Source organism: Brevundimonas sp. (genome assembly GCF_035999125.1).
GTDB lineage: Bacteria > Pseudomonadota > Alphaproteobacteria > Caulobacterales > Caulobacteraceae > Brevundimonas.
Genome location: NZ_DASYGX010000008.1, coordinates 46,184 through 65,422, shown reverse-complemented (window position 1 = coordinate 65,422; position 19,239 = coordinate 46,184). Strand labels below are relative to the sequence as shown.

At 65.9% G+C, this 19,239-nt stretch carries 25 protein-coding genes; all 25 read left to right on the top strand.

What is annotated here, in order from left to right; genetic code table 11:
* The first annotated feature begins 721 nt into the window (after window positions 1-721).
* Window positions 722-1,069 carry a flagellar biosynthetic protein FliQ gene (locus VGN45_RS14670; protein ID WP_414643418.1) on the top strand — a complete coding sequence of 116 codons (348 nt, stop codon included), beginning with the start codon at window positions 722-724 and terminating at the stop codon, window positions 1,067-1,069.
* Window positions 1,066-1,830: a flagellar biosynthetic protein FliR gene (locus tag VGN45_RS14665; RefSeq protein ID WP_414643417.1), complete on the top strand. Its 765-nt coding sequence runs from the start codon at window positions 1,066-1,068 to the stop codon at window positions 1,828-1,830. Before VGN45_RS14670 ends, VGN45_RS14665 begins: the two co-directional genes overlap by 4 nt.
* Window positions 1,827-2,888 carry an EscU/YscU/HrcU family type III secretion system export apparatus switch protein gene (locus tag VGN45_RS08545; protein ID WP_327461399.1) on the top strand — a complete coding sequence of 354 codons (1,062 nt, stop codon included), beginning with the start codon at window positions 1,827-1,829 and terminating at the stop codon, window positions 2,886-2,888. The genes VGN45_RS14665 and VGN45_RS08545 overlap by 4 nt, the downstream gene beginning before the upstream one ends.
* A gap of 6 nt (window positions 2,889-2,894) precedes the next feature.
* Window positions 2,895-4,919: a flagellar biosynthesis protein FlhA gene (locus VGN45_RS08540; protein ID WP_327461397.1), complete on the top strand. Its 2,025-nt coding sequence runs from the start codon at window positions 2,895-2,897 to the stop codon at window positions 4,917-4,919.
* Window positions 4,920-4,984: 65 nt separating this feature from the next.
* A complete protein-coding gene (locus VGN45_RS08535) occupies window positions 4,985-5,671 on the top strand; it encodes a flagellar hook-basal body complex protein (protein WP_327461395.1) in 687 nt (228 codons plus the stop codon).
* Entirely contained in the window at window positions 5,668-6,429 is a 762-nt protein-coding gene (locus VGN45_RS08530; RefSeq protein WP_327461393.1) for a flagellar hook-basal body complex protein, read from the top strand. The genes VGN45_RS08535 and VGN45_RS08530 overlap by 4 nt, the downstream gene beginning before the upstream one ends.
* Window position 6,430: 1 nt before the next feature.
* Complete coding sequence (locus VGN45_RS08525; protein ID WP_327461391.1) at window positions 6,431-6,937, top strand: hypothetical protein; 507 nt, start codon at window positions 6,431-6,433, stop codon at window positions 6,935-6,937.
* 20 nt (window positions 6,938-6,957) lie between these two features.
* A complete protein-coding gene (locus tag VGN45_RS08520; RefSeq protein ID WP_327461390.1) occupies window positions 6,958-7,515 on the top strand; it encodes a flagellar basal body L-ring protein FlgH in 558 nt (185 codons plus the stop codon).
* Entirely contained in the window at window positions 7,512-8,624 is a 1,113-nt protein-coding gene (locus VGN45_RS08515) for a flagellar basal body P-ring protein FlgI (RefSeq protein WP_327461388.1), read from the top strand. The genes VGN45_RS08520 and VGN45_RS08515 overlap by 4 nt, the downstream gene beginning before the upstream one ends.
* 7 nt (window positions 8,625-8,631) lie before the next feature.
* Window positions 8,632-8,976, top strand: coding sequence for a hypothetical protein (locus tag VGN45_RS08510; RefSeq protein ID WP_327461386.1), 345 nt, complete (start codon window positions 8,632-8,634; stop codon window positions 8,974-8,976).
* A gap of 2 nt (window positions 8,977-8,978) precedes the next feature.
* The gene (gene flgC / locus VGN45_RS08505) at window positions 8,979-9,395 is read left to right on the top strand and encodes a flagellar basal body rod protein FlgC (RefSeq protein ID WP_327461384.1); all 417 of its coding nucleotides are present in this window, start codon (window positions 8,979-8,981) and stop codon (window positions 9,393-9,395) included.
* Window positions 9,395-9,691, top strand: coding sequence for a flagellar hook-basal body complex protein FliE (fliE, locus tag VGN45_RS08500; protein ID WP_327461382.1), 297 nt, complete (start codon window positions 9,395-9,397; stop codon window positions 9,689-9,691). The genes flgC and fliE overlap by 1 nt, the downstream gene beginning before the upstream one ends.
* Window positions 9,692-9,707: 16 nt before the next feature.
* Entirely contained in the window at window positions 9,708-10,946 is a 1,239-nt protein-coding gene (fliF, locus tag VGN45_RS08495) for a flagellar basal-body MS-ring/collar protein FliF (RefSeq protein ID WP_327461380.1), read from the top strand.
* Window position 10,947: 1 nt separating this feature from the next.
* Window positions 10,948-11,301, top strand: coding sequence for a hypothetical protein (locus VGN45_RS08490; protein WP_327461378.1), 354 nt, complete (start codon window positions 10,948-10,950; stop codon window positions 11,299-11,301).
* Window positions 11,298-11,954 (top strand): hypothetical protein, encoded by a 657-nt coding sequence (locus tag VGN45_RS08485; protein ID WP_327461376.1) that lies wholly within the window; start codon window positions 11,298-11,300, stop codon window positions 11,952-11,954. The genes VGN45_RS08490 and VGN45_RS08485 overlap by 4 nt, the downstream gene beginning before the upstream one ends.
* A complete protein-coding gene (locus VGN45_RS08480) occupies window positions 11,951-13,246 on the top strand; it encodes a FliI/YscN family ATPase (protein WP_327461374.1) in 1,296 nt (431 codons plus the stop codon). Before VGN45_RS08485 ends, VGN45_RS08480 begins: the two co-directional genes overlap by 4 nt.
* A 17-nt stretch (window positions 13,247-13,263) precedes the next feature.
* Window positions 13,264-13,695, top strand: a complete 432-nt coding sequence (locus VGN45_RS08475; protein ID WP_327461372.1) for a hypothetical protein — start codon at window positions 13,264-13,266, stop codon at window positions 13,693-13,695.
* Window positions 13,692-14,696, top strand: a complete 1,005-nt coding sequence (locus VGN45_RS08470; protein ID WP_327461370.1) for a hypothetical protein — start codon at window positions 13,692-13,694, stop codon at window positions 14,694-14,696. The genes VGN45_RS08475 and VGN45_RS08470 overlap by 4 nt, the downstream gene beginning before the upstream one ends.
* On the top strand, window positions 14,693-15,094 hold the full coding sequence (locus tag VGN45_RS08465; RefSeq protein WP_327461368.1) for a flagellar hook assembly protein FlgD: 402 nt from the start codon (window positions 14,693-14,695) through the stop codon (window positions 15,092-15,094). The genes VGN45_RS08470 and VGN45_RS08465 overlap by 4 nt, the downstream gene beginning before the upstream one ends.
* Before the next feature lie 12 nt (window positions 15,095-15,106).
* A complete protein-coding gene (locus tag VGN45_RS08460) occupies window positions 15,107-16,297 on the top strand; it encodes a flagellar hook-basal body complex protein (protein ID WP_327461366.1) in 1,191 nt (396 codons plus the stop codon).
* Window positions 16,294-17,061, top strand: a complete 768-nt coding sequence (locus VGN45_RS08455; RefSeq protein WP_327461364.1) for a FliM/FliN family flagellar motor C-terminal domain-containing protein — start codon at window positions 16,294-16,296, stop codon at window positions 17,059-17,061. The genes VGN45_RS08460 and VGN45_RS08455 overlap by 4 nt, the downstream gene beginning before the upstream one ends.
* Window positions 17,058-17,363 carry a FliM/FliN family flagellar motor switch protein gene (locus tag VGN45_RS08450; RefSeq protein ID WP_327461362.1) on the top strand — a complete coding sequence of 102 codons (306 nt, stop codon included), beginning with the start codon at window positions 17,058-17,060 and terminating at the stop codon, window positions 17,361-17,363. The genes VGN45_RS08455 and VGN45_RS08450 overlap by 4 nt, the downstream gene beginning before the upstream one ends.
* Before the next feature lie 2 nt (window positions 17,364-17,365).
* Window positions 17,366-17,770 (top strand): hypothetical protein, encoded by a 405-nt coding sequence (locus tag VGN45_RS08445; RefSeq protein WP_327461360.1) that lies wholly within the window; start codon window positions 17,366-17,368, stop codon window positions 17,768-17,770.
* Window positions 17,767-18,501, top strand: a complete 735-nt coding sequence (gene fliP, locus VGN45_RS08440) for a flagellar type III secretion system pore protein FliP (protein WP_327461358.1) — start codon at window positions 17,767-17,769, stop codon at window positions 18,499-18,501. The genes VGN45_RS08445 and fliP overlap by 4 nt, the downstream gene beginning before the upstream one ends.
* A gap of 82 nt (window positions 18,502-18,583) precedes the next feature.
* Complete coding sequence (locus VGN45_RS08435; protein ID WP_327461356.1) at window positions 18,584-19,222, top strand: sigma-70 family RNA polymerase sigma factor; 639 nt, start codon at window positions 18,584-18,586, stop codon at window positions 19,220-19,222.
* The last annotated feature ends 17 nt before the right edge of the window (window positions 19,223-19,239 follow it).

Sequence of the window (19,239 nt, the reverse complement as noted above, 5' to 3'; positions counted from 1 at the left end):
GCCGTGGTGCGTCCGGCGGTGGACTGGCGCTCGCACGACGTGCGCGACGCGGTCGGGCGGCTGGTCTCGCGCTGGGAGACCTCCCGCGTGCGGGCCGACGCGCCCCAGATCCAGACCCACACCCGCACCGCCCAGTACGACCGCACCGGCCTGGTCGTCAGCCAGACCGACCTGACCTACGTCGACGACGATCCGTGGACCAACACCGACGCCCACTTCCGCACCGAGACCTCCACCTACTCCTATCTGGAGGGCGGGGCCTGGCGCGGGGTGGTGACCGGGGTCACCACCTCCGGCACCCGCGACGCCTGGCCCCATGGGGGCTCCACCACCCCCCTGGCCGGAACCTCGACCACCTATGCCCACGCCTGGGGCGACGAGGCCCGGCTGACGCTGATCACGCGCGACGCCGACACCGGCTCCGGCTCCAACGCCCTGCATGCCTCCGCCTTCGTCCATGACGCCAACGGCCGGGTGAAGACCGTCACGATCGACGACGACCGCGACCGCACCGTGACCTTCGTCACCGACGCCCAGGGCCAGGTGCTGCGCCGCACCGAGCAGGACGACACGACCCATCAGGATCCCATGGACCGCTGGTGGCACTTCAACGGGGCCCGCATCGGCGAGGTCACCAACAACGGCGACTACACCTCCACCTACCTCGGCGCCATGGCCGCCCGCGCCCAGGCCGCGCCCCTCACCCCCACCCCGTTCCGCCATGGGAACGCCCGACCGCACAAGTCCCTCTTGCATTCTCCCCCCACCTCACGTGATCTCCCGCGTCGGGGAGGAAGCGGTCATGGGCGCGGATCAGTCGTTGAGCCTGCTCAACCAGATGCTGTGGGCGGTCCTGACCATCGCCTTGCCGGTGGTGGCCGTGGTCATGATCGTGGGCCTGGTCATCAGCATCTTGCAGGTGGCGACCCAGCTCCAGGAAATGACGCTGAGCCACATTCCCAAACTGCTGGCCGCCGTGCTGGTCTTGATCGCCATCGGACCCTGGATGATCGAGCGGATGACCAGTTTCGCGGTGGAGGCGATCCGCACGATCCCGGCCATCGGATGATCGCGGGGACGGAGGCTTTCACGGCCTGGATCGAAACGGCCTGGCTGCTGAGCCTTCGGGTCGGGCCCGTCCTGGCGTTCGCGCCTCCATTCACGCTGGTCGCCGTGCCCGCCCTGGTCAGGCTGCTTTTGGGCCTGGGTCTGAGCGGTCTGATGGCCGCCGCCCTGCCCCCACCGGAACTGCCGGGGTCAGCCGGGGCGCTGGCGGTCGCGGCGGGCGGCGAACTGACCGTCGGGCTGACCTTCGTCCTGGCTCTTCAGGTCGCGTTCGCGGCCATACAGACGGCCGGTCGTGTCGTGGACATTCAGGTGGGGTTCGGTCTGGCGGCGCTGCTGGATCCCACCACCCGGTCGCAGACGCCGCTGCTCGGCACCATCTACATCTATGCTGCGGGCGCCGTGTTCTTCGCCATGAACGGCCATCTCGAACTGGTGCGGATCATGGCCGCCACACTGGAGACCGTGCCGATCGGCGGAACCGCGACGCCCAGCGGGATCGGCCCCTTGGCCGCCCTGCTCGGCGCGACCTTCACGACCGGTCTGGGCGTGGCGGGAGGAGCCGTCCTGGCGCTGTTTTTGGCCGACGTCGGCATCGCGCTGCTGTCGCGCACCGCACCGCAGATGAACGTCCTGGTTCTCGGCTTCCAGGTGAAGACCCTGATCCTGATGCTGGTCATGCCGTTGACCTTGGGCGTGACGACCGCCCTGCTGGCGCGATTGGCGTCGCTGACCCTGGAATCGCTCCCGGTGCTTCTGCTGTGAGCGAAAGTTCGGAACAGGATCGATCCGAACCCCCTTCGACTTTCAAGTTGAAGAAGGCGAGGGGCGAAGGGTCGGTCGCGCGCGGGATGGACCTGGGGTTTCTGGGCGTGACCACGTGCCTGGTCGCGACGACGTGGTTCGCCGGCCCACGGATCGTGGAGGCCGTCCAGCGGGGAACGTCGATGGGACTGGCGGCGACCGATGCGGACCTTGTGGGTCTGCCCGCCTTCATGGAATTGGCCGCCATCGCGGCCTTGCCGCTGGTCACGGCGCTGCTGCCGACGGTCGGAGCGACCTTCGCGGTCGTGGCGGCGCTGGAGTTCCTTCAGACAGGGCCGGTGTTCTCGACGCGCACGTTGCGGTTCGACTTCGGTCGGCTCAACCCGGCCTCCGGGTTCAAACGCGTTTTCAGCCTCCGCATGCTGATCGAGACCGGCAAGGGCGTGCTCAAACTGGCCCTCTACGCCGCTGCGGCGGCCCTGGTCGTCCGGCAGGCCGTGTCGGCCACGGCGTCGATCGACGACGCGGCCGATCTGGGCCGCGCGATGGGACGCCTGGCGTCGAGTCTGTTCGTCCTCGCGGCCGGCGCCGCCGCCGTCGTCGCCTTGCTGGATCAGATCGTGGCGCGCCGTGACTTCCTGAAGAAGATGCGCATGAGCCGCCGTGACGTGAAGCGCGAGCACAAGGATCGCGAAGGCGATCCTCGCCTGAAACAGAGGCGCAAGGATCTCCACGGCCAGTTCGCGCGCACCAGCCAAAGTCTACGGGGCGTTCGCCAGGCGGATCTGATCGTGGTGAACCCGGTGCATTTCGCGGTGGCCCTGAGATACCGGCCGGATCTGATGGACGCCCCGATCGTGGTCTCGCGCGGGTCGCATGCCCTCGCTCTGCGGCTCCGACGCCTCGCCTTCATCTATGGAGTGCCCATAATGGTCGATCCGTCCCTCGCCCGCCGGCTGTTCCAGACGACGGTGCTGGATCGGCCCATTCCCGACGACCTCTTCCGACCCGTGGCGGACGCCTACCTGAGCGTCGGTCGGAAACCTGGGAAGGTTTGAACGGCGATGAATGGAGGTCTTCTGGGCCGCAATCAGGATCTCTTCCTCGTATCGGCCGTCCTGTCGATACTGTTGGTGCTGTTCGCGCCCATTCCGCCGATCCTGCTCGACTTTCTGATCATCGTGAACTTCTCGTTCGCGCTCACCATCCTGTTGCTTACCCTCTACGTCGAACGCCCGGTCGCGTTTTCGACCTTTCCTTCACTGTTGCTGGTCGCCACGCTTTTCCGCTTGGCCTTGAACGTCGCCGCGACCCGGCTGATTTTGACCGAAGCCCACGCCGGCGACGTGATCGGCGCCATCGGGGCCTTTGCGGTGCAGGGAAGTTTCGTCGTCGGACTGGTCGTCTTCTTCATCCTGGTGGTCGTGCAGTACGTGGTCGTCACCTCGGGCGCGCAGCGCGTCTCCGAAGTCGCGGCTCGATTCGTTCTGGATTCGGTGCCGGGTCAACAGATGAGCATCGACGCCGATCTCAACATGGGCCTGATCGATCAGAACGAGGCCAAGCAGCGGCGCAAATCTCTGGAGAAAGAGGCGGCCTTTTATGGCTCGATGGACGGCGCCAGCAAATTCGTGAAGGGCGACGCCATCGCGGGCGTGATCATACTGCTCATCAACATCGTCGCGGGCTGGATCATCGGCGTGGCCCAGATGGGCATGGATTGGCTGACCGCGCTGCAGACCTTCAGCCTTCTCACGATCGGAGACGGCATCGTCACCCAAATCCCCGCGCTGGTGGTGTCGACGGCGACCGGACTGATCGTCACCCGCTCGTCCGCCGACCGCCATTTGAGCACGGAGATCCTCGCTCAGCTCACGTCGGTCCCCCGGATTTCCCTGCTCGTGGCCGCAGCTCTCGGCCTGCTGTTGCTGATGCCCGGCATGCCGAAATGGCCCATCGCCCTGCTCGGCCTCCTCGCGCTCGCGAGTTGGCTGGCGATGCGCCGACGCGATCGGCCGGAGAGCCTGACGGCAGGAACCATCGAGCCGCCTCGGCAAGAGCGGTCCTCTGAGGCGAGCGCGCCGATCACGGTCCTCATGGGGCACGAACTCTCCGAAGCTTGGCGGGCGTTGAAGCCCGTCCTTACGGATCGAATCGCCGCTCTCAGGGCGCAGGAGGAGCAGGCGTTGGGCGTGGTGCTGCCCGCGGTGTCGTTCATCGACAGTAATTCGGTGGCCAGCGCCGGCTATGAAATCATGCTGCACGGCGCGCGCCACGGCAGAGGGGAGCTGCACCCGCACCGGACCCTTGCGATCAGACCGGCCGGCTCCACCGCCCAGCTGGAAGGCATCGAGGCGAAGGATCCTGCTTTCGGCCTCCCTGGCGTCTGGATCGACGATACGGGGCGCGACGGCGCGCGCGCGGCGGGCTTCACCCTGGTGGACCCGGTGACCGTGCTCATGACCCATCTCGGCGAAGTCGTCCGAAGCGCGCTGCCTCAGCTGCTCACGCGGTCGGACGTCGTGGACAAGCTGGAGGGCGTTCGCTCACGCCAGCCGGGACTGGTCGAGGATCTGATCCCTGCGGTGATGACGGTCTCCGACGTGCAGCGGGTGCTTCAGAACCTGCTGGCCGAGAACGTCTCGATCGGCCAGATGGACCTGATCGTCGATGCGCTGGTGGACGTCGGCCGTCATACCAAGGATCATGCGGAGCTGACGGAGCGCGTCCGACAGAAACTGGGCGGCGCCATATTCAGTCAGCTGCGCGGACCGCATGACGCCCTTTCCGTTCTGAGCCTGACCCCTCGACTGGAAACGCAGTTGCTGGACAGCGTGCGTCGCAGCGAGGGCGCCGACGCGTTCCTGATCGATCCTCGAACGGCAGAGCAATTTTTGAAGTCGCTCATGCCCCTGATCGATCAGATGACGTCGCAAAAGTTGTCTCCCGTCCTGCTCTGCGGCTCGGAATTGAGACGACATCTGAAGGCCTTCACGCGGCGAAGCGCCCCGCGCCTGGCGGTCGTGTCGGTGTCGGAGGTGCCTCAGACCATCGACTTGCGTTCGTTTGGGGTCGTGCAGATCGATTGATCTGAGGACTTGCGAGCATTGATTTTGGATGTTAGCCAATCTGGATGGGGGATTTTATACAATCTGTGACGACGATATTGTCCAGCTCGCAGCGTCGAGCTAAAGATGCGGCGCACAATATCAGTAACCTTCTCACGCCCGGCTATCGTCGCAAGTACAGCTATGCGTCCGTGGCTGTTGAATCTGGAAACGGGTTGATGTCGCCCCCTATCAGACTAGGCGGCATGTCTATGGAGCGGGGAACGCTGTCTCAAACGGATCAGGCGACCGACTTCGCGATCGAAGGCGAGGGGTTCTTTGAACTCCGAGACGGCGACCAGGTCGGGTTTTCTCGCAACGGTCAGTTGCGCAGAGACGCTTCCGGGCGGCTCGTCGATCCCCAGGGGCGAGCCCTTCAAGGCGTCGGCGGCGGCGACGTCCTGGTCGCTTCGGATCGTTTCGAAGTGTCGTCCGACGGGTCGATACTGGAAGATGGGCGGGTCGTGGACAGGATCGCCGTCGTCATCATAGCCCCGGGCGCCGCGCGACCGGGCGCAGACGGTCTGATCACCGCAGCGCCGGAAGAGGTGTCGCCCACGGACCAAGCCGTCGTCCGTCAAGGTTTTCTGGAAAGCTCCAACGTGTCGCTCGGCGATGAGACGATCGCGCTGATGGAGGCGGTGCGCCAAGCGGAAACGGGACAGCGGCTCATGAACGTTTATGACGACCTCATGGGCCGGGCCGTGTCCACTTTCGGGCAGGCGGGTCAGTGAACCCCGTGGTTCAGATCGGCGCCGCGGGCATGAAAGCCCAGGAGCGCGCGCTGAGCGTGGCGGCGAACAACATAACCAACATGAACACCCCGGGCTTCAAACGCTCTCGCGTGCGGTTCGGCGAAATGGTGACGCCTCCGTCCACCGTGGATCCGTCGGCCCGGACGTTCGGCGCCGGCTCCGGGGTGGCGGCCCTCGGCGTCACCGTCGTCTTCGATCAGGGCGACCTCCGCGCCAGCGGAAACGCCATGGACATCGCCATCGACGGGAGAGGTTTCGTCGAGGTGCTGGGGCCGGAGGGGCAAAGTCTGCTGTGGCGTGGAGGATCGCTGTCGATCCGGCGGGACGGGCTGTTGGCGACGTCCGACGGCCTTCCCCTGCGAGCGCTGATCACCGTTCCGGATGCCGCCTCCGGGATCCACATCGCGCGCGACGGAACCGTGACGGCTTTGGTGGGCGACGATGAAACGCGCACCGAATTGGGCCGCATCGACCTGGTCGGGGTCATGGACGCCTCCGGTCTGGAGGCGACGGGGTCGGGACTTTATCGCCTCGCCGAGGGGGTGGAGCCGGTGCTGGCCGTCCCAGGGGAAGACGGAGTCGGCACGATCGTGCAGGGCGCGGTGGAAGCGTCCAACGTCCTCCTGGCCGAAGAAATGGTCGGCCTGATGTTGATGCAGCGCGCCTATGCGGCCAGCGCCCAGGCGCTTCAGGCCGGCGATCAGCTGATGAGCATCGCAAACGGGCTTCGCCGCTGACATGATCGCGGTGGTCGCCGCAACGGACGCACACGCGCCCTGCCCCGTCGGCCAGGTGACGTTCCTTTCGGACGCCGTCGTCGCGGCGGACGTCGTGCGCCTGGGCGACGTGGCGGACCTGTCGCGTCTCCCGTCTTCATTGCGTGACCTTGCGGGGACTCTGCCGGTGGCGAGACTGACCGGCGACGAACAAATTCTTTCGTCGCGACGTCTGTCCGAACGCGCCCGCGCATCGGTGCCGGCGCTGACCCCCTGGTTGTCGTCCTGCGGCGACGACGAGGTCCGCGTCCGTTCGAGACGCCGCCTCCAGGAGGGCGACGTGATCGTCCTTCCGCCCACGGCCGGAGAGGAAGGCGTACGGTCCGGTCAAACCCTGACGCTGCGGGTCGTGATCGGGTCGGTCGTCGTCGAGCGCGAGGTGGAGGCGCTGCAGGCCGGCAGACCCGGACGTCCCATCTTCGTTCGAACGCCAGACGACGCCGTCCTCAGGGCAAGGGTCGGCGGATGAAGATGAGAGCGCTTTCCACCGTGTTCGTCGCCATCGCCTGGGTCCTCGCGGCGGCTTCCGCGCCGGCGCAGACTCCGAGGCCTGACTGGTCCGCTCTGGCGGCCGACCGGACGGCGGCCTCCGTCGGGGACAGCGTCACCGTGATCATCGTCGAGGCCAGCAGCGCTGGAGCCTCCACGGAGTCCGCCACCGGCCGAGGCACTCAGCTGTCGGGCTCGCTCCTCGCGGGCGGCCAGGTCGTCGAGGCCGGAGGGCTCGGCGCCCAAGGCGCGTTCGACGGACGCGGACGAATCCAGCGCTCGGGTCGCCTCGTCGGCCAGATCGGAGCCACAGTCCAAGAGGTTCTGCCGAACGGCGATTTGCGCATCGAGGGGTCGCAGACGCTGATCATCGACGGCGAGACAACCAAGATTCACCTCACAGGCCGCGTGCGCCCCGCCGATCTCGCCGGAGACAACACCGTCCTGTCGTCCCGACTCGCTGACGCGGCGATCCGCTACGAAGGGGATGGGGCCTTGTCCCGGAGCGGCCGGCACGGCGTCATCGAAAGCATTCTCTCGTGGCTGGGTCTGCTGTGATCGGCGGGCTGCGACTTGTGGCGGTCCTGCTGCTCGCCGTCGCGGCGTTCCCGGCCGCGGCGCAGACGGTGCCTCTGCGCGACCTGGGCCGCTTCCAAGGCTGGCAAGACAGCCCGCTGGTCGGCTACGGCATCGTGACCGGCCTGACCGGAACGGGCGACTCGCCCCGAAATCCGGTCACGCAAAGGGCAGTGTCGAACACACTGGGCCGGCTGGGTTCGAACGTAGGCTCCGACGAAATTCGCAGTCGAAACGTCGCGGCGGTGATCGTGACGGCCGTGCTCCCGCCGTCTGCGAACCAGGGCGACAGGATCGACGTCAACGTCACCTCGATCGGAGACGCCCGGAGCCTGGGCGGGGGGGTGCTGCTGATGACCCCTCTCATGGGCCCGGACGGTCAGCCTTACGCGCTCGCGCAGGGTGCGTTGGTGGTCGGCGGCTATCAGTACGCCAGCCGAGAAAACGCGGAGGTGCGCAACGTGCCCACAGTGGGCGTCATCAGCGGGGGCGCCACCGTGCATACGCCCACCGACGCCGCGACGGTGCAGTCCGACGGCAGCGTGCTCTTCATCCTTCGACAGCCCAGCTTCCTCACCTCCGTCCGCGCGGCAGACGCGATCAATGCGGCCGGTCTCGGTGCGATCGCCCGCGCGACCGACGCCGACACGATCCAGATCGACGTTGGGGCCACCTCCGACATTTTCCGGGTTCTCTCCCAGATTGAGACGCTCCGCATAAGCCCGGATGAGGTCGCACGGATCGTGGTGAACGAACGCACGGGGACCGTCGTCGTTGGGGGCGACGTGCGAATCTCAGGCGTATCCGTGTCGCAGGGCGACATTCGTGTGTCGATCACGGAACGCAATGAGGGCCTTCAACCGACAGTCTACGGGGGGCTGAACCCCAATCTCGAAAGCCTGGTGGTCAGGAACACCTCCATCACCGTGAAGGAGGATGAGAGGGACGTCGTCATCACCTTCCCAAGCACCACGGTCGGCGACCTGATCGAAGGTCTGTCGCGGGCCGGCGTGGACACGCGAGGAAAGATCGCGGTTCTGCAGGCCATACGCGCGGCCGGCGCGCTTCACGCGGACATCATCGTTCAGTAGGTCGATCATGAATCCCATCACCGAAGCCTTGCTCTTGAAAAGCCTGGACGGGCTCGCTCTGCGGGCGTCGGCGACGGCGCACAACATCGCCAACGCCAGCACCCCGGGCTATCGGCCAATGCGGGTCAGCTTCGAGACGGAGTTGGCCAACGCCGCGGCGGACGGCCTTGCGGCTGTGAAGGGCGTTCGGCCGACCGTAGCGCCCGACGCCGCCTTTCAGCCCGGCGACTCGTTTCGGCTCGACCTGGAAATGGCGTCGGCGAGCATGACGGCGTCGCGCTATGGCGCGCTTGTGGAACTGCTGAACCGGCACCTGCAGATCACCGCCGCTGCCGTGTCGGGAGGGCGCTGAGCATGGATCCGTTGCAGATCAGCCTCACCGGGCTGGACGTGGAATGGCGGCGCATGGAGGTCATCGCCGCGAACCTCGCGAACATCCAGACCACGCGGACGGCTCTTGGCGAACCTTACCGGCCGTTGCGGCTGGTGTCTGGACCGAGACTGTCGTTCAACGACGAGATGGCCCGAACCGATGCTCTCAACGGCGTGCAGGTCTACGGCATCGAACCCACCACTGAGGCGCCGAGGCGGGTCCATGAGCCGGGACATCCCCACGCCGACGCGGACGGATACGTCTCTTATCCGGCCGTGGATCACACCGGCGAGATGGTCCTGCTGGCGCAGACGGCCCGTGTATATGAAGCCAACCTCGTCGCGCTGAACGCCGGCCGGCAGATGTACTCCAAGGCCCTCGAGATCGGGCGGCGCTGATGATCTCGGCGATTGACCCCATCGGCGCCGCAGGCCTCGACTTCAACGTCACGACGACCTCGACCGGCGTCGGGCGGGCGTCCTTCACACAAATGCTCGCCGATGGCGTTGAGCGGACCAATGACCGGCTTCTGGAAGCGGATCGTCTGACTCAGGCCTTCGCGCTCGGCGAGGACGTGCCCGTCCATCAGGTCATGTTCGCGATCGAACAGGCCCGGTTGTCCCTGGAACTCATGAATCAGGTGCGTGGGCGCTTGATCGAAGGCTATCAGGAGATCCTGCGGATGCAGGTCTAGGCGTGGCGGATCCCCGATGAGACTGATCGAACGCCTTCGGACGCTTCCTCCCGCCGGCCAGGTCGTCCTGGCCGTCGCCACCTTGCTCGTCACCGTCACGCTGTTGGGCTTGACCTATCTTGCGATGAGGCCGCGATACGAGGTTCTGTTTCGAGATCTCAGGCCCGCCGACGCAGCGACCATCGTGGCCGAGCTCGACAAGCAGAAAGTCGCTTACAAGTTGACCGACGGGGGAGGAACGATCCTGGCCCCGGCGGCGGCCATAGACGCCACCCGGCTGAGCATCATGGGCGCGGACCTGCCCCTGAAGGGGACCGTGGGTTTCGAGTTGTTCAACAAGTCGGACATGGGGCTGACTGAGTTCGCTCAGCGCATCAACTATCAGCGCGCGCTTCAGGGCGAACTGGCCCGCACGATCATGACCATCGAGAGCGTGGACGCCGCCAGGGTCCATCTGACGCTGCCGGAACCATCGATCTTTCGCGCGGACCGAAAGCCCGCAAAAGCGTCCGTGACGCTGACCGTTCGAGCTGGGAAAACCCTGTCGCCCGACCTGGTCGCCGGCATCCAACGCCTCGTGGCCGCGTCGGTGTCCGACCTGAGCGCGGCCGAGGTGGTCGTTCTCGACGGCGCGGGGCGACTGGCGACGCCGTCGGCGGAGGTCGCCGCGGTCGATCCTGATCTGTCCCCCTCCACCCTACAGTTGCGGGCGATCGAGCAGTACTATGAAGCGACGTCGCTTCGGGCCCTGCGCCCCCTCGGGCGCGACGTGTCGGTCAGCGTTTCCATTCCTGCCGGCCAGTGGTCGGACGACGCCGATCGCGAAGAAGCGCTGGACACCTGGACGCCCGCCGCCCGAACGTTCGCTCTGGCGCTGGAGGCGTCGGCTCCCGGCGGCGTCGATGAAGGCCTGAGGGATGAAATCGGCGCCCTCCTGATCTCGGAAGTCGGATGGTCGCCGGCGTTGGGCGACGTCTTGGTGTTCGCCGACGCGGAGGCGCGAATGGCGTCCGAACCCACCGCTTCGATCGCTCCGCCACTTGAGCCGACCCCGCCGTCGTCACCCTCGGCGAGCGCGGCCGACCCGCTCGGCGGCCTTTGGGTCGGCTTGCTGGGCGTTCTGGCCGCCGCAGGCCTGTTCGTGACCCTCGCCCTTCGAGAACGCACGAGGCGGTGTGGACCTCGGACTCTGACTGAAGCCGAACGCGACGCCTACGCCAAACGCTTGCAAGATCTGCTGGCGGAGGATCGCTGACATGTCGGTGGAGCAGACCCGGAGCGAGTTGCGTTCGCTGGTCGTCGAACTCGCGGGACTTGACGACGACGACCTCCGACTCATCGCCGACGAGTTGGAGCCCACGGCCCGTACGCGGCTGTTCGCCCTCATCAATGAGTTCCGGCAGGGGGATTTCTCAAAGAGGGGAGCGAAAAGCGAACCGCCCCCGCCACAGCCGATCCTGAGCCCTTGGCTGATCGAGCATCTCGAGGGTACGGGAGACAGGCACATGACGCTGCGGGGCGTCCGCGAGTTGCGCAAGGTTGCGGCCGACATCGGGTGGTCACAGGTCTCCGGCGCCTCGGTGCGGCCGACTGGGCGGTTTCGTCTATGAACGCCGCCCTGATCATCAAGTCCGGCGATGATCCGTCCGACCACACGGTTCGGCGGGTCGACGTCGTCTTGGGCCCTCAGAACGCTCAGCCCGATGACATGGCGGCGGTGGAACGACGATTGGTGGAAGCCGCCGCAGAGATCGCCGCGCTCGAAGAGCAAATCAGGGCGCTGGGCACGGCGGCGGATGAAGCCTGGCGGGATGGTCATCATGCCGGGGTTCAAGAGGGCAAGCGCCAAGCCGAAGTTCAGGCAAACGCCCTTCTCGACGCCGTCGCCTCAGCCGCGACGACGGCATCGACGGCATTCGTCTCCCAGCTTGCGGCGCTTCAGGAGGCGACTGGCCATCTGGCTGGCATGGCTCTGTCACGCATCGTCGGCGACGTCTCGGAAAGTGCCGACCTCATCGAGGCGACGGTCCGTCGCGCGGTAGCGGAAACCTTCGGCGGTTCGGTCGTCGCGGTGGAGGTGTCGGCTGCCGATTTCGCAGACCTGGAAAGGTTGAAGGCACAGGTTCCACAGAACGTCGTCGTCCGGATCGGAGACGATCTTGCTTCTGGCGGCTGCCGGCTGCGCCTTGAGATCGGAGAGGTCGACCTCGATCTTCGCACTCAGACGGAGCGCTTGCGAAACGTCCTGGGAGGCTTGGTGTGACGGCCTGCCTACCGGCGCTCTCCGATCGAATCCTGCGGTTCGAGCCGGGCCAGAAGTTCGGTCGCGTGACGCGGATCGCGTCGACCTATGTCGAGGCGAACGGCCCGGACGCGCCGGTCGGGTCGCTATGCTCGCTCGAAACGTCTGAAGGCCAGGTCTTGTCCACGGTCGTCTCCGCGGACTCGAACCGGATCGCGCTGGCCCCGCTGGATCCTTTGGGTACGCTGCACCTCGGCTCCAAGGCGCGGCTTGTCTCCACCGCCAACATGCCAAGGACCGGTGACGCCTTCTTGGGCCGTGCCGTCGACGGCCTTGGAAGGCCCCTGGACGGAGGGGCCGCGATTGCCGGCGAGGACGCCTCGACCACGATGCCGGACCCGCTGGATCGGATTACGCCGCAGCGGCCGATGATCACGGGAATGCGCGTCATCGATGGGCTGCTTCCCCTCGCTCAGGGGCAGAGGATCGGCATCTTCGCCGCGCCTGGCGTGGGGAAGACCACCCTGCTCAATCAGATCGGCGCGCAGGTCGACGCCGATCGCCACATTGTTTGCCTGGTCGGCGAACGAGGGCGGGAAGTGCATGCGCTCTGGTCGGCGCTCGACGATCGCCGACGTTCCCTCACCACCCTGGTGGCGGCGACGTCCGATCATGGAGCCGCGCTTCGGACGCGAGCCGTGGAGCAGGCGCTGGCATTGGCGATGCGATGGCGAGCCGAAGGCCATCACGTCCTGCTGCTTCTCGACTCCGCCACGCGCTACGCCATGGCCTTGCGCGAGGTTGGGTTGGCCTCCGGAGAACCGCCCACGGTGCGTGCCTATACCCCTGGGGTCTTCGCGGCGCTGCCGAAATTGGTCGAGCGATGCGGCGCGGTACGAGGCGGAGGCGCGATCACGGCCGTGATGACGGTTCTGTGTGAAACCGACGATGTGGACGATCCCGTCGCCGAGATCATGAAATCGCTTCTCGACGGGCACATCGTCCTGTCACGGCAGATCGCCGAGCAGGGGCGCCATCCGGCCGTCGACGTGCCTCGCAGCATCAGTCGTCTGGCTTCAGGCCTCATGTCGCCGGAACATCGAGCCTTGGCCCAACAAGCCCTCGCCTCGCTCAGCGCCTATGAGACGGCCCGCCCCCTGATCGAGGCGGGTGTCTATGCGGCCGGAGCCAACGCGGACATAGACGCCGCCATCCGACGGCGACCAGGAATCGAAGCCTTCCTCGCGCAGGGCGAAACCCGCTCGGCGCCGCACGAGAGCTTGGCTTCCCTGAAAAGGGCTCTCGAAGCATGAGCGCCCGGCGAAAGGCGATGACGGACGCCGACCTCGTAGTCCGGCTGCGCTTGGTGCAGAAACAAGCCTCCCTCACGCGATTGCGGCTCGCCCAGAAAGACGTCCAAGACGCGTCGACGGCTCTTGACGACAAGCGGTCCGATCAAGTCCGCATGGAGACCGCGTGGGGGGCCTCCCTTAACTCTCCCACCCTCGACGTCCACACCATCGACGCTTGGCGTCGGTACGCAGAGATATCCATCGCCGAGGTCCAGGCCGCGGAAGACCTTCTGAAGGTCGTCGAGACGTCGGCAAGGGTCCGCGCGACCGATCACGCTCACGACGTCATGCGCCTCGACGCCGCTGAGGCAGGTTTCAAGGAGTCTCGACGCGCCTTCCTCCGATCCGTCGAAGAACGTAGACTTCAGGCCGTCGAAGACATGGGCCGAAGCGAGGATGTCGCTCGATGAGACTGGACCCGTCGACGTCAGCGATCCTCACCGCCTCCTCCGGTCGGTCGGAAGGGCCGGCTTCGACCTTCAGCTTCGCCCGGGCGCTTGAGGCGGCGGTCGTCGCCCGTTCCTCCCAAAATACGGCCGATCTGACGCGAGAGGCCGCAGAGCGCTCGTGGGATTCGCCGGCCGACGCTCAGGCCGCGTCCGAGCCGATCATCGAGGCATGGCGCCTGGGGTCGGCGACCTGGGACCAAACGCTGAACCCGCCGAGCACGGCGACGTCAGAGGTCAGGGCCTCGCCGCTGGGGCCATTCGACGCTTATCGGACGGAGGCCCCCCGACTCGCTCATGGGAGCCTCGACCCCGCGCACTTGCTGGTAAGCGCGCTCGTCGAGTCACAGGACTTCACGCCGGTGCAAGCCGCTGTCGATGCGCGCGCCACGCCCTTCGACGCCACGGGAATGATGGGGTTCCATGGGGAGACGGGCGAGCCTCCGCACACGTCCCCCACCCTGCCGACGGCCGGACCGCAAATCAGGGAATCCGACGGCGACGCCCCCGAAGAATCCGCTTCGCCGCAAGACCGGGTCTGGAAGTCCGGACCGGTCGTCGCGATCCGCAACTGGGCAGCGGCATCACGCCCAGGGGGTGTGGACACGACGTCGGATGCAAGAACGCTCGTTCAAGCGGCCTCGACAGCCCTGCCCTGCGAAGAACGTCCAACATCGCCGCTCGCCGAATCACCGGAAATCGCCTCCGGTCATGGCCCGCTGGATCACCTGGAGGCGCCGCCGACGAAGCCGTTGCCGGCATTGGTGCGCGTCGCCCCCGGCGTCACGACGGTCGCCCTTAACGTCGCGGTCGGCGCCGCCGGCCTTTCGGACGACGAACTGCTCCAGTTTCGTTCGGCCGCCCGATCCCTTCTGGCCGTGCACGGCTTCGATCTCGACAAGCTGACCCTGAATGGTAGGGTTCGTGAGGAAGTTGTTCCGCCCAGACACAGGCCGTTGCAATGACGATGACGCCCATTGGTAGCGCCGGGTCCACGCAAAGCGCCTTTGGACTGGATTTCCAGTCCTTGCTGCGGATCATCCTGACGCAGCTGACCTATCAAGACCCGCTCAAACCGGTCGACAACTTTCAGTTCGTCTCCCAACTGGCACAGTTTTCGCAGCTTCAACAGAGCCAGACCCTGAACGATCAGGTCAACGATTTACTGGTCGCCCAGGCCGCCAATCAGGCCACAAGCTTGCTGGGTCGCACGGTAGACTTCAGCGTAGGCCCGGAAACACGCTCCGGCCGGGTGGAGGCCGTTTCGTTCTCCACCGGCCAGCCGACCGTGACCATTCGAACACCTGACGATCAGATCATTTCGGGCCTGTCGATCACCGACGTGTCCAATATCCGTCTCTAGAGGAAGAAGCCAATGCTGGGTTCCATCTATGTCGGTTTGAGCGGCATGAATGCCTTTTCACGCGGGCTTCAGGCCATCAGCAACAACGTGGCCAACCTCAATTCGCCGGGTTACAAGGCTTCGACGGTGACGTTCTCGGACGTCTTCAGCATCGGAGGCCTCGGCTCGGGTTTTTCGCAGCGGGGGCGTCTCACCGGTCAGGGCGTTCGGTTCGGCAGCCAGTCCATCGATTTCACACAAGGGGACGTGCGGCAGACGGGCGGGGATCTTGATCTGGCCGTCCAGGGCTCAGGGTTTCTGGTTCTGACCGGCGCCGACGGTCCCTACTACGCCCGCACCGGCCAGTTCGGCATCGACGGCGAAGGGTTCGTCTCCCTGCTCGGATCCACCTATCGACTGAACATTCTGGACGAGAGCGGACGCGCGAGCCCGGTGAACGTCGACGACCGTCGCATCAGCCGGCCGGAGGCCACGCGAAACGTCAGGCTGAACGGCAACGTGTCCACAGGGGCGACCGACGTCAACGTGTCGGACGTCATCGTCCACGACGCCCGCGGGGGTCGGCACGTGTGGAAGATCAATCTGAAGCCCTCGACCGAGACGCCGAGTGTGCCGGGCAAGTGGAGCGTGACCGTCACCGACGAGACCGGAGCCATCGTCGATGCGCCCAAGGCCTTGCAGTTCAGCCTGGCCGGAGCCGTCACTGACCCGTCTCAACTCAGTTTCAGCTACACGGGCGACGATGGTGAGGCGACCTCGGTGACCCTGGACTTCAGCACGGTCACCAGCTTCTCCGCGGGAACGACGTCGTCCCTCAGAGCCTCCACGGTCGACGGGGTCGGCCTGGGGACCCTGACGAGCGTGACCATCACCGAAGCGGGGACGGTCAGGTTGACCTATTCCAACTCCCGTACCGAGGATCTGGGCGCCGTCGCCCTCGCCGCGTTTCGCGATCCGCAGGCCTTGGAGCGGACGGGCGGCGGGGTCTTCCGCAACACGGGCGACGCGCCGACCTTGGCCAGCAGCGCCCAGACGAGCGTCGGGACCCTGGTGTCCAGGCAAATCGAGGCCTCCAACGTCGACTTGGCGCAGCAGTTCGGCGACCTGATCCTGGTTCAACGCGGCTTCCAGGCGTCGTCTCAAGTGGTCAGCGTGTCCAACGACATGATTCAGCAGTTGTTCGGCATCCGAGGTCAGGGTTGACGGCGGCATACTCCGCTTGGCTTCCCGACGAGGTTTTCAACTCTCCCGGCGCCCTTGCCGTCTTCGACGGCGTCGTGAAGACTTGGTCTGACCGGTGGTTCTCAGCCAGCGATTTCAAAGCTGAGAAGATCTGGCTGGACGCCAAGTCGGCCCATCCTGCCGTAGCGACCGGCTCGCTGGCCGCCGTCCGATTGAAGCCGGAAACGGCCTCAGAGCTGGCCGGCCGAGCCCTGGGATTCGATCTCTCTCGCCTCGAACCGACTGCGGACGACCAAAAGGTGCTGGACGGCTTCTTGCTCGCCCTGTTTCAGGATCTGGTCGATGCGCTGGACGACGCGCTGATCTCGCGCGGCGCCGAGCCCGACGCGCCTTCGACGCGGGCAGACCTGTTGTCGGTGATCCTGAACGACGGCGCCGGACGGGCGGTCGCGACGATCGAAGCGCCGAAAGCGCAACTGATCCAGGCGCTGCTCAACGCCTTGCCCCCTCGCCGGCCGGCCACTGGCGCTCTGACGTCCCTGACCGACGCGTTCGCCGACGTGCTCGTGGATGTGAAGGTGCGGATCGGCGCGGCGTTGATCGCGCTGCCGGACGCTCGCCGACTCGCGCAGGGCGACGTCGTCGTGCTGGACCGTCGAGTGGATCAAGCGATGGACGTCGTCGCCGGCGAGGGCGGCGACCGGTTTGCTGGGGCCATTCTCGTCGATGCCTCGTCCCCACGATCAGTCCGCCTTCAGACGGCCACTGCCGGAACGTCTCAATGACCACGAAGAAGCGTGAAGCCTCGTCAAACCCCGACGACGACAAAGAGAACTCCCCGCTCGTCGGCTTGGACTCGGCGGTGTTCAAGACCGTCAACGTCAAGCTCGACGCCAATCTCGGCTCGGTGTCCTTGTCGGTCAGGGAATTGCTGGCGCTCAAGACAGGCCAGCTCATCACTCTGGACTCGCGCTTGAACGACCTTGTTGAAATCCGTCTGAACGGGAACCTCGTCGGCAGGGGCGAAATCGTCGCCGTCAACGACTCCTTCGGGGTTCGGATCGTCGAGATCGCTGGGGCGACCTGACCGTGGCGAGATCGATCTGCATCGGGATCGCGACGTGTCTCGCCGCCCTCGCCGGTGCGGCGTCGGCTCAAACCTTGGGTCAGGGCGACGAGGCGGGAGTACCGTGGTTCCGGTTGGTCGCAGCACTGACGCTATGTCTGGGCTTGGCGGCCGGTGCGGTCTTCGTTCTCCGCCACCGTATGGCAGTCGGACCGACTTGGCGCTTCGATCCGGCCTCGATCTTCGAAATCACCCGAACGTCGGCTGGGGCGCGACGCGTGACCGATGTCGAGACGCGTCGACTGTCCCCGCAAGTGACGCTTTCGGTCTTCAGGTGCGACGGGCGCAGCTACATGGTCGCATCCTCGATTCAGGGGCAGCTGATCCTGGTCAGTTTGGACACGGACGCCGAGGACGGTGAAGCGTGACCAATCGCGCCGTCATCGCAGGTTGCATAATCGTCGTCGCGACGATGACGGCCTCCGGGGCCCAAGGCGCGAGCGTTCTGTCCTCGGGAACGGTCGCCGCGCCGCAAGTCGCCGAGGCCGTCAGGCTCAGCGTCCTTCTGACGCTCCTGGCCCTGATACCCGCCATGGCGATCTGCATGACGCCGTTCATCCGCATCGTCGTGAGTCTGTCCATGATCCGGCACGCCTTCGGCATGCCGGAGACTCCCCCCAGCACGATCCTGGTCAGCATGGCGCTGTTCCTGACCCTCTTCATCATGTCCCCGACGCTGACCGCAGTGAACGAGCAGGCACTGCAGCCCTTCATGAACGGCACGCTGACGGTCGACCAGGCCGTCGAGCGCGGGTCCGAGCCGATGAAGGCCTTCATGCTCCGGCAGGTGAACGATCAGGATCTCGCCACCGTCTACGAGATCGCGCGCAAACCTCTCCCGGAAACGGCCGCAGCCGTAGGGCTCCCGGAACTGACGGTCGCCTTCATGCTCCATGAGTTGGCGACCGCCTTCAAAATCGGCTTCGTCATCCTCCTGCCGTTTCTGTTGATCGATCTGGTCGTGTCCGGAATCCTTTTGGCCCTGGGCATGATGATGGTGCCGCCGACCAGCATCTCCCTGCCGATCAAGGTCCTCATGTTCGTTCTCATCGACGGATGGAGTCTGGTGCTGTCCGGAGTTGCGGCGGGTTTTCGTTAAGTCGATGTCCCCAGCGGATGAGACCGGCGTAGAGGCGGCCACCTGGCTCAGTCTTCGAAAGGATCCAGGAGGACCGGCGCGGTTGGCGCTTTTCGACAGCTACATGCCGTTCGCCAGAACCTTGGCGGCCAAGGTGCGTCGCGATCGCCACGGCGCCGACCTGGACCCGAACGAACTGATTCAACTCGCGGCCGAGGGTCTGCTTCAGGCCATCGACAGATACGATCCAGATCGAGGCGGCCGGTTCGAGACCTTCGCCGCCCGGCGGATCACCGGCAATGTCATCGACGGCATCGCGGCGTCCAGCGAACGGCGCAGACAGATTTCAACGCGAAACCGCATCCACAGCGAACGAGCCCGCTCGCTGACTCCGCAAGACGCCGCCGCCCTGCCGGTCGACGACGCGCTCCGAGCCCTGGCGGACTTGGCCACCGAACTCGCTCTCGGAATCATGCTGGAAGAGGCGACGCAAGGCCCGGTGACGGCCTTCGAAAGTCCCTATGAAAGTCTGGTCTGGTCCCAGACGGCTTCGCGCATATCGCAGGCGATCGAAGCCCTGCCTGAGAAAGAACGCGTCGTCGTTCGCCTTCACTATCTCGAAGGTCTGGAGTTCGCGCGGATAGCAGATACTTTGCGCCTCACTCGTGGGCGCGTATCCCAGATTCACGCTGCGGCGCTGAAGCGCCTTCGACTCCGCCTTCCCGCCCTTCGACCTTCTTGACGCGCCAAGGGGAAACC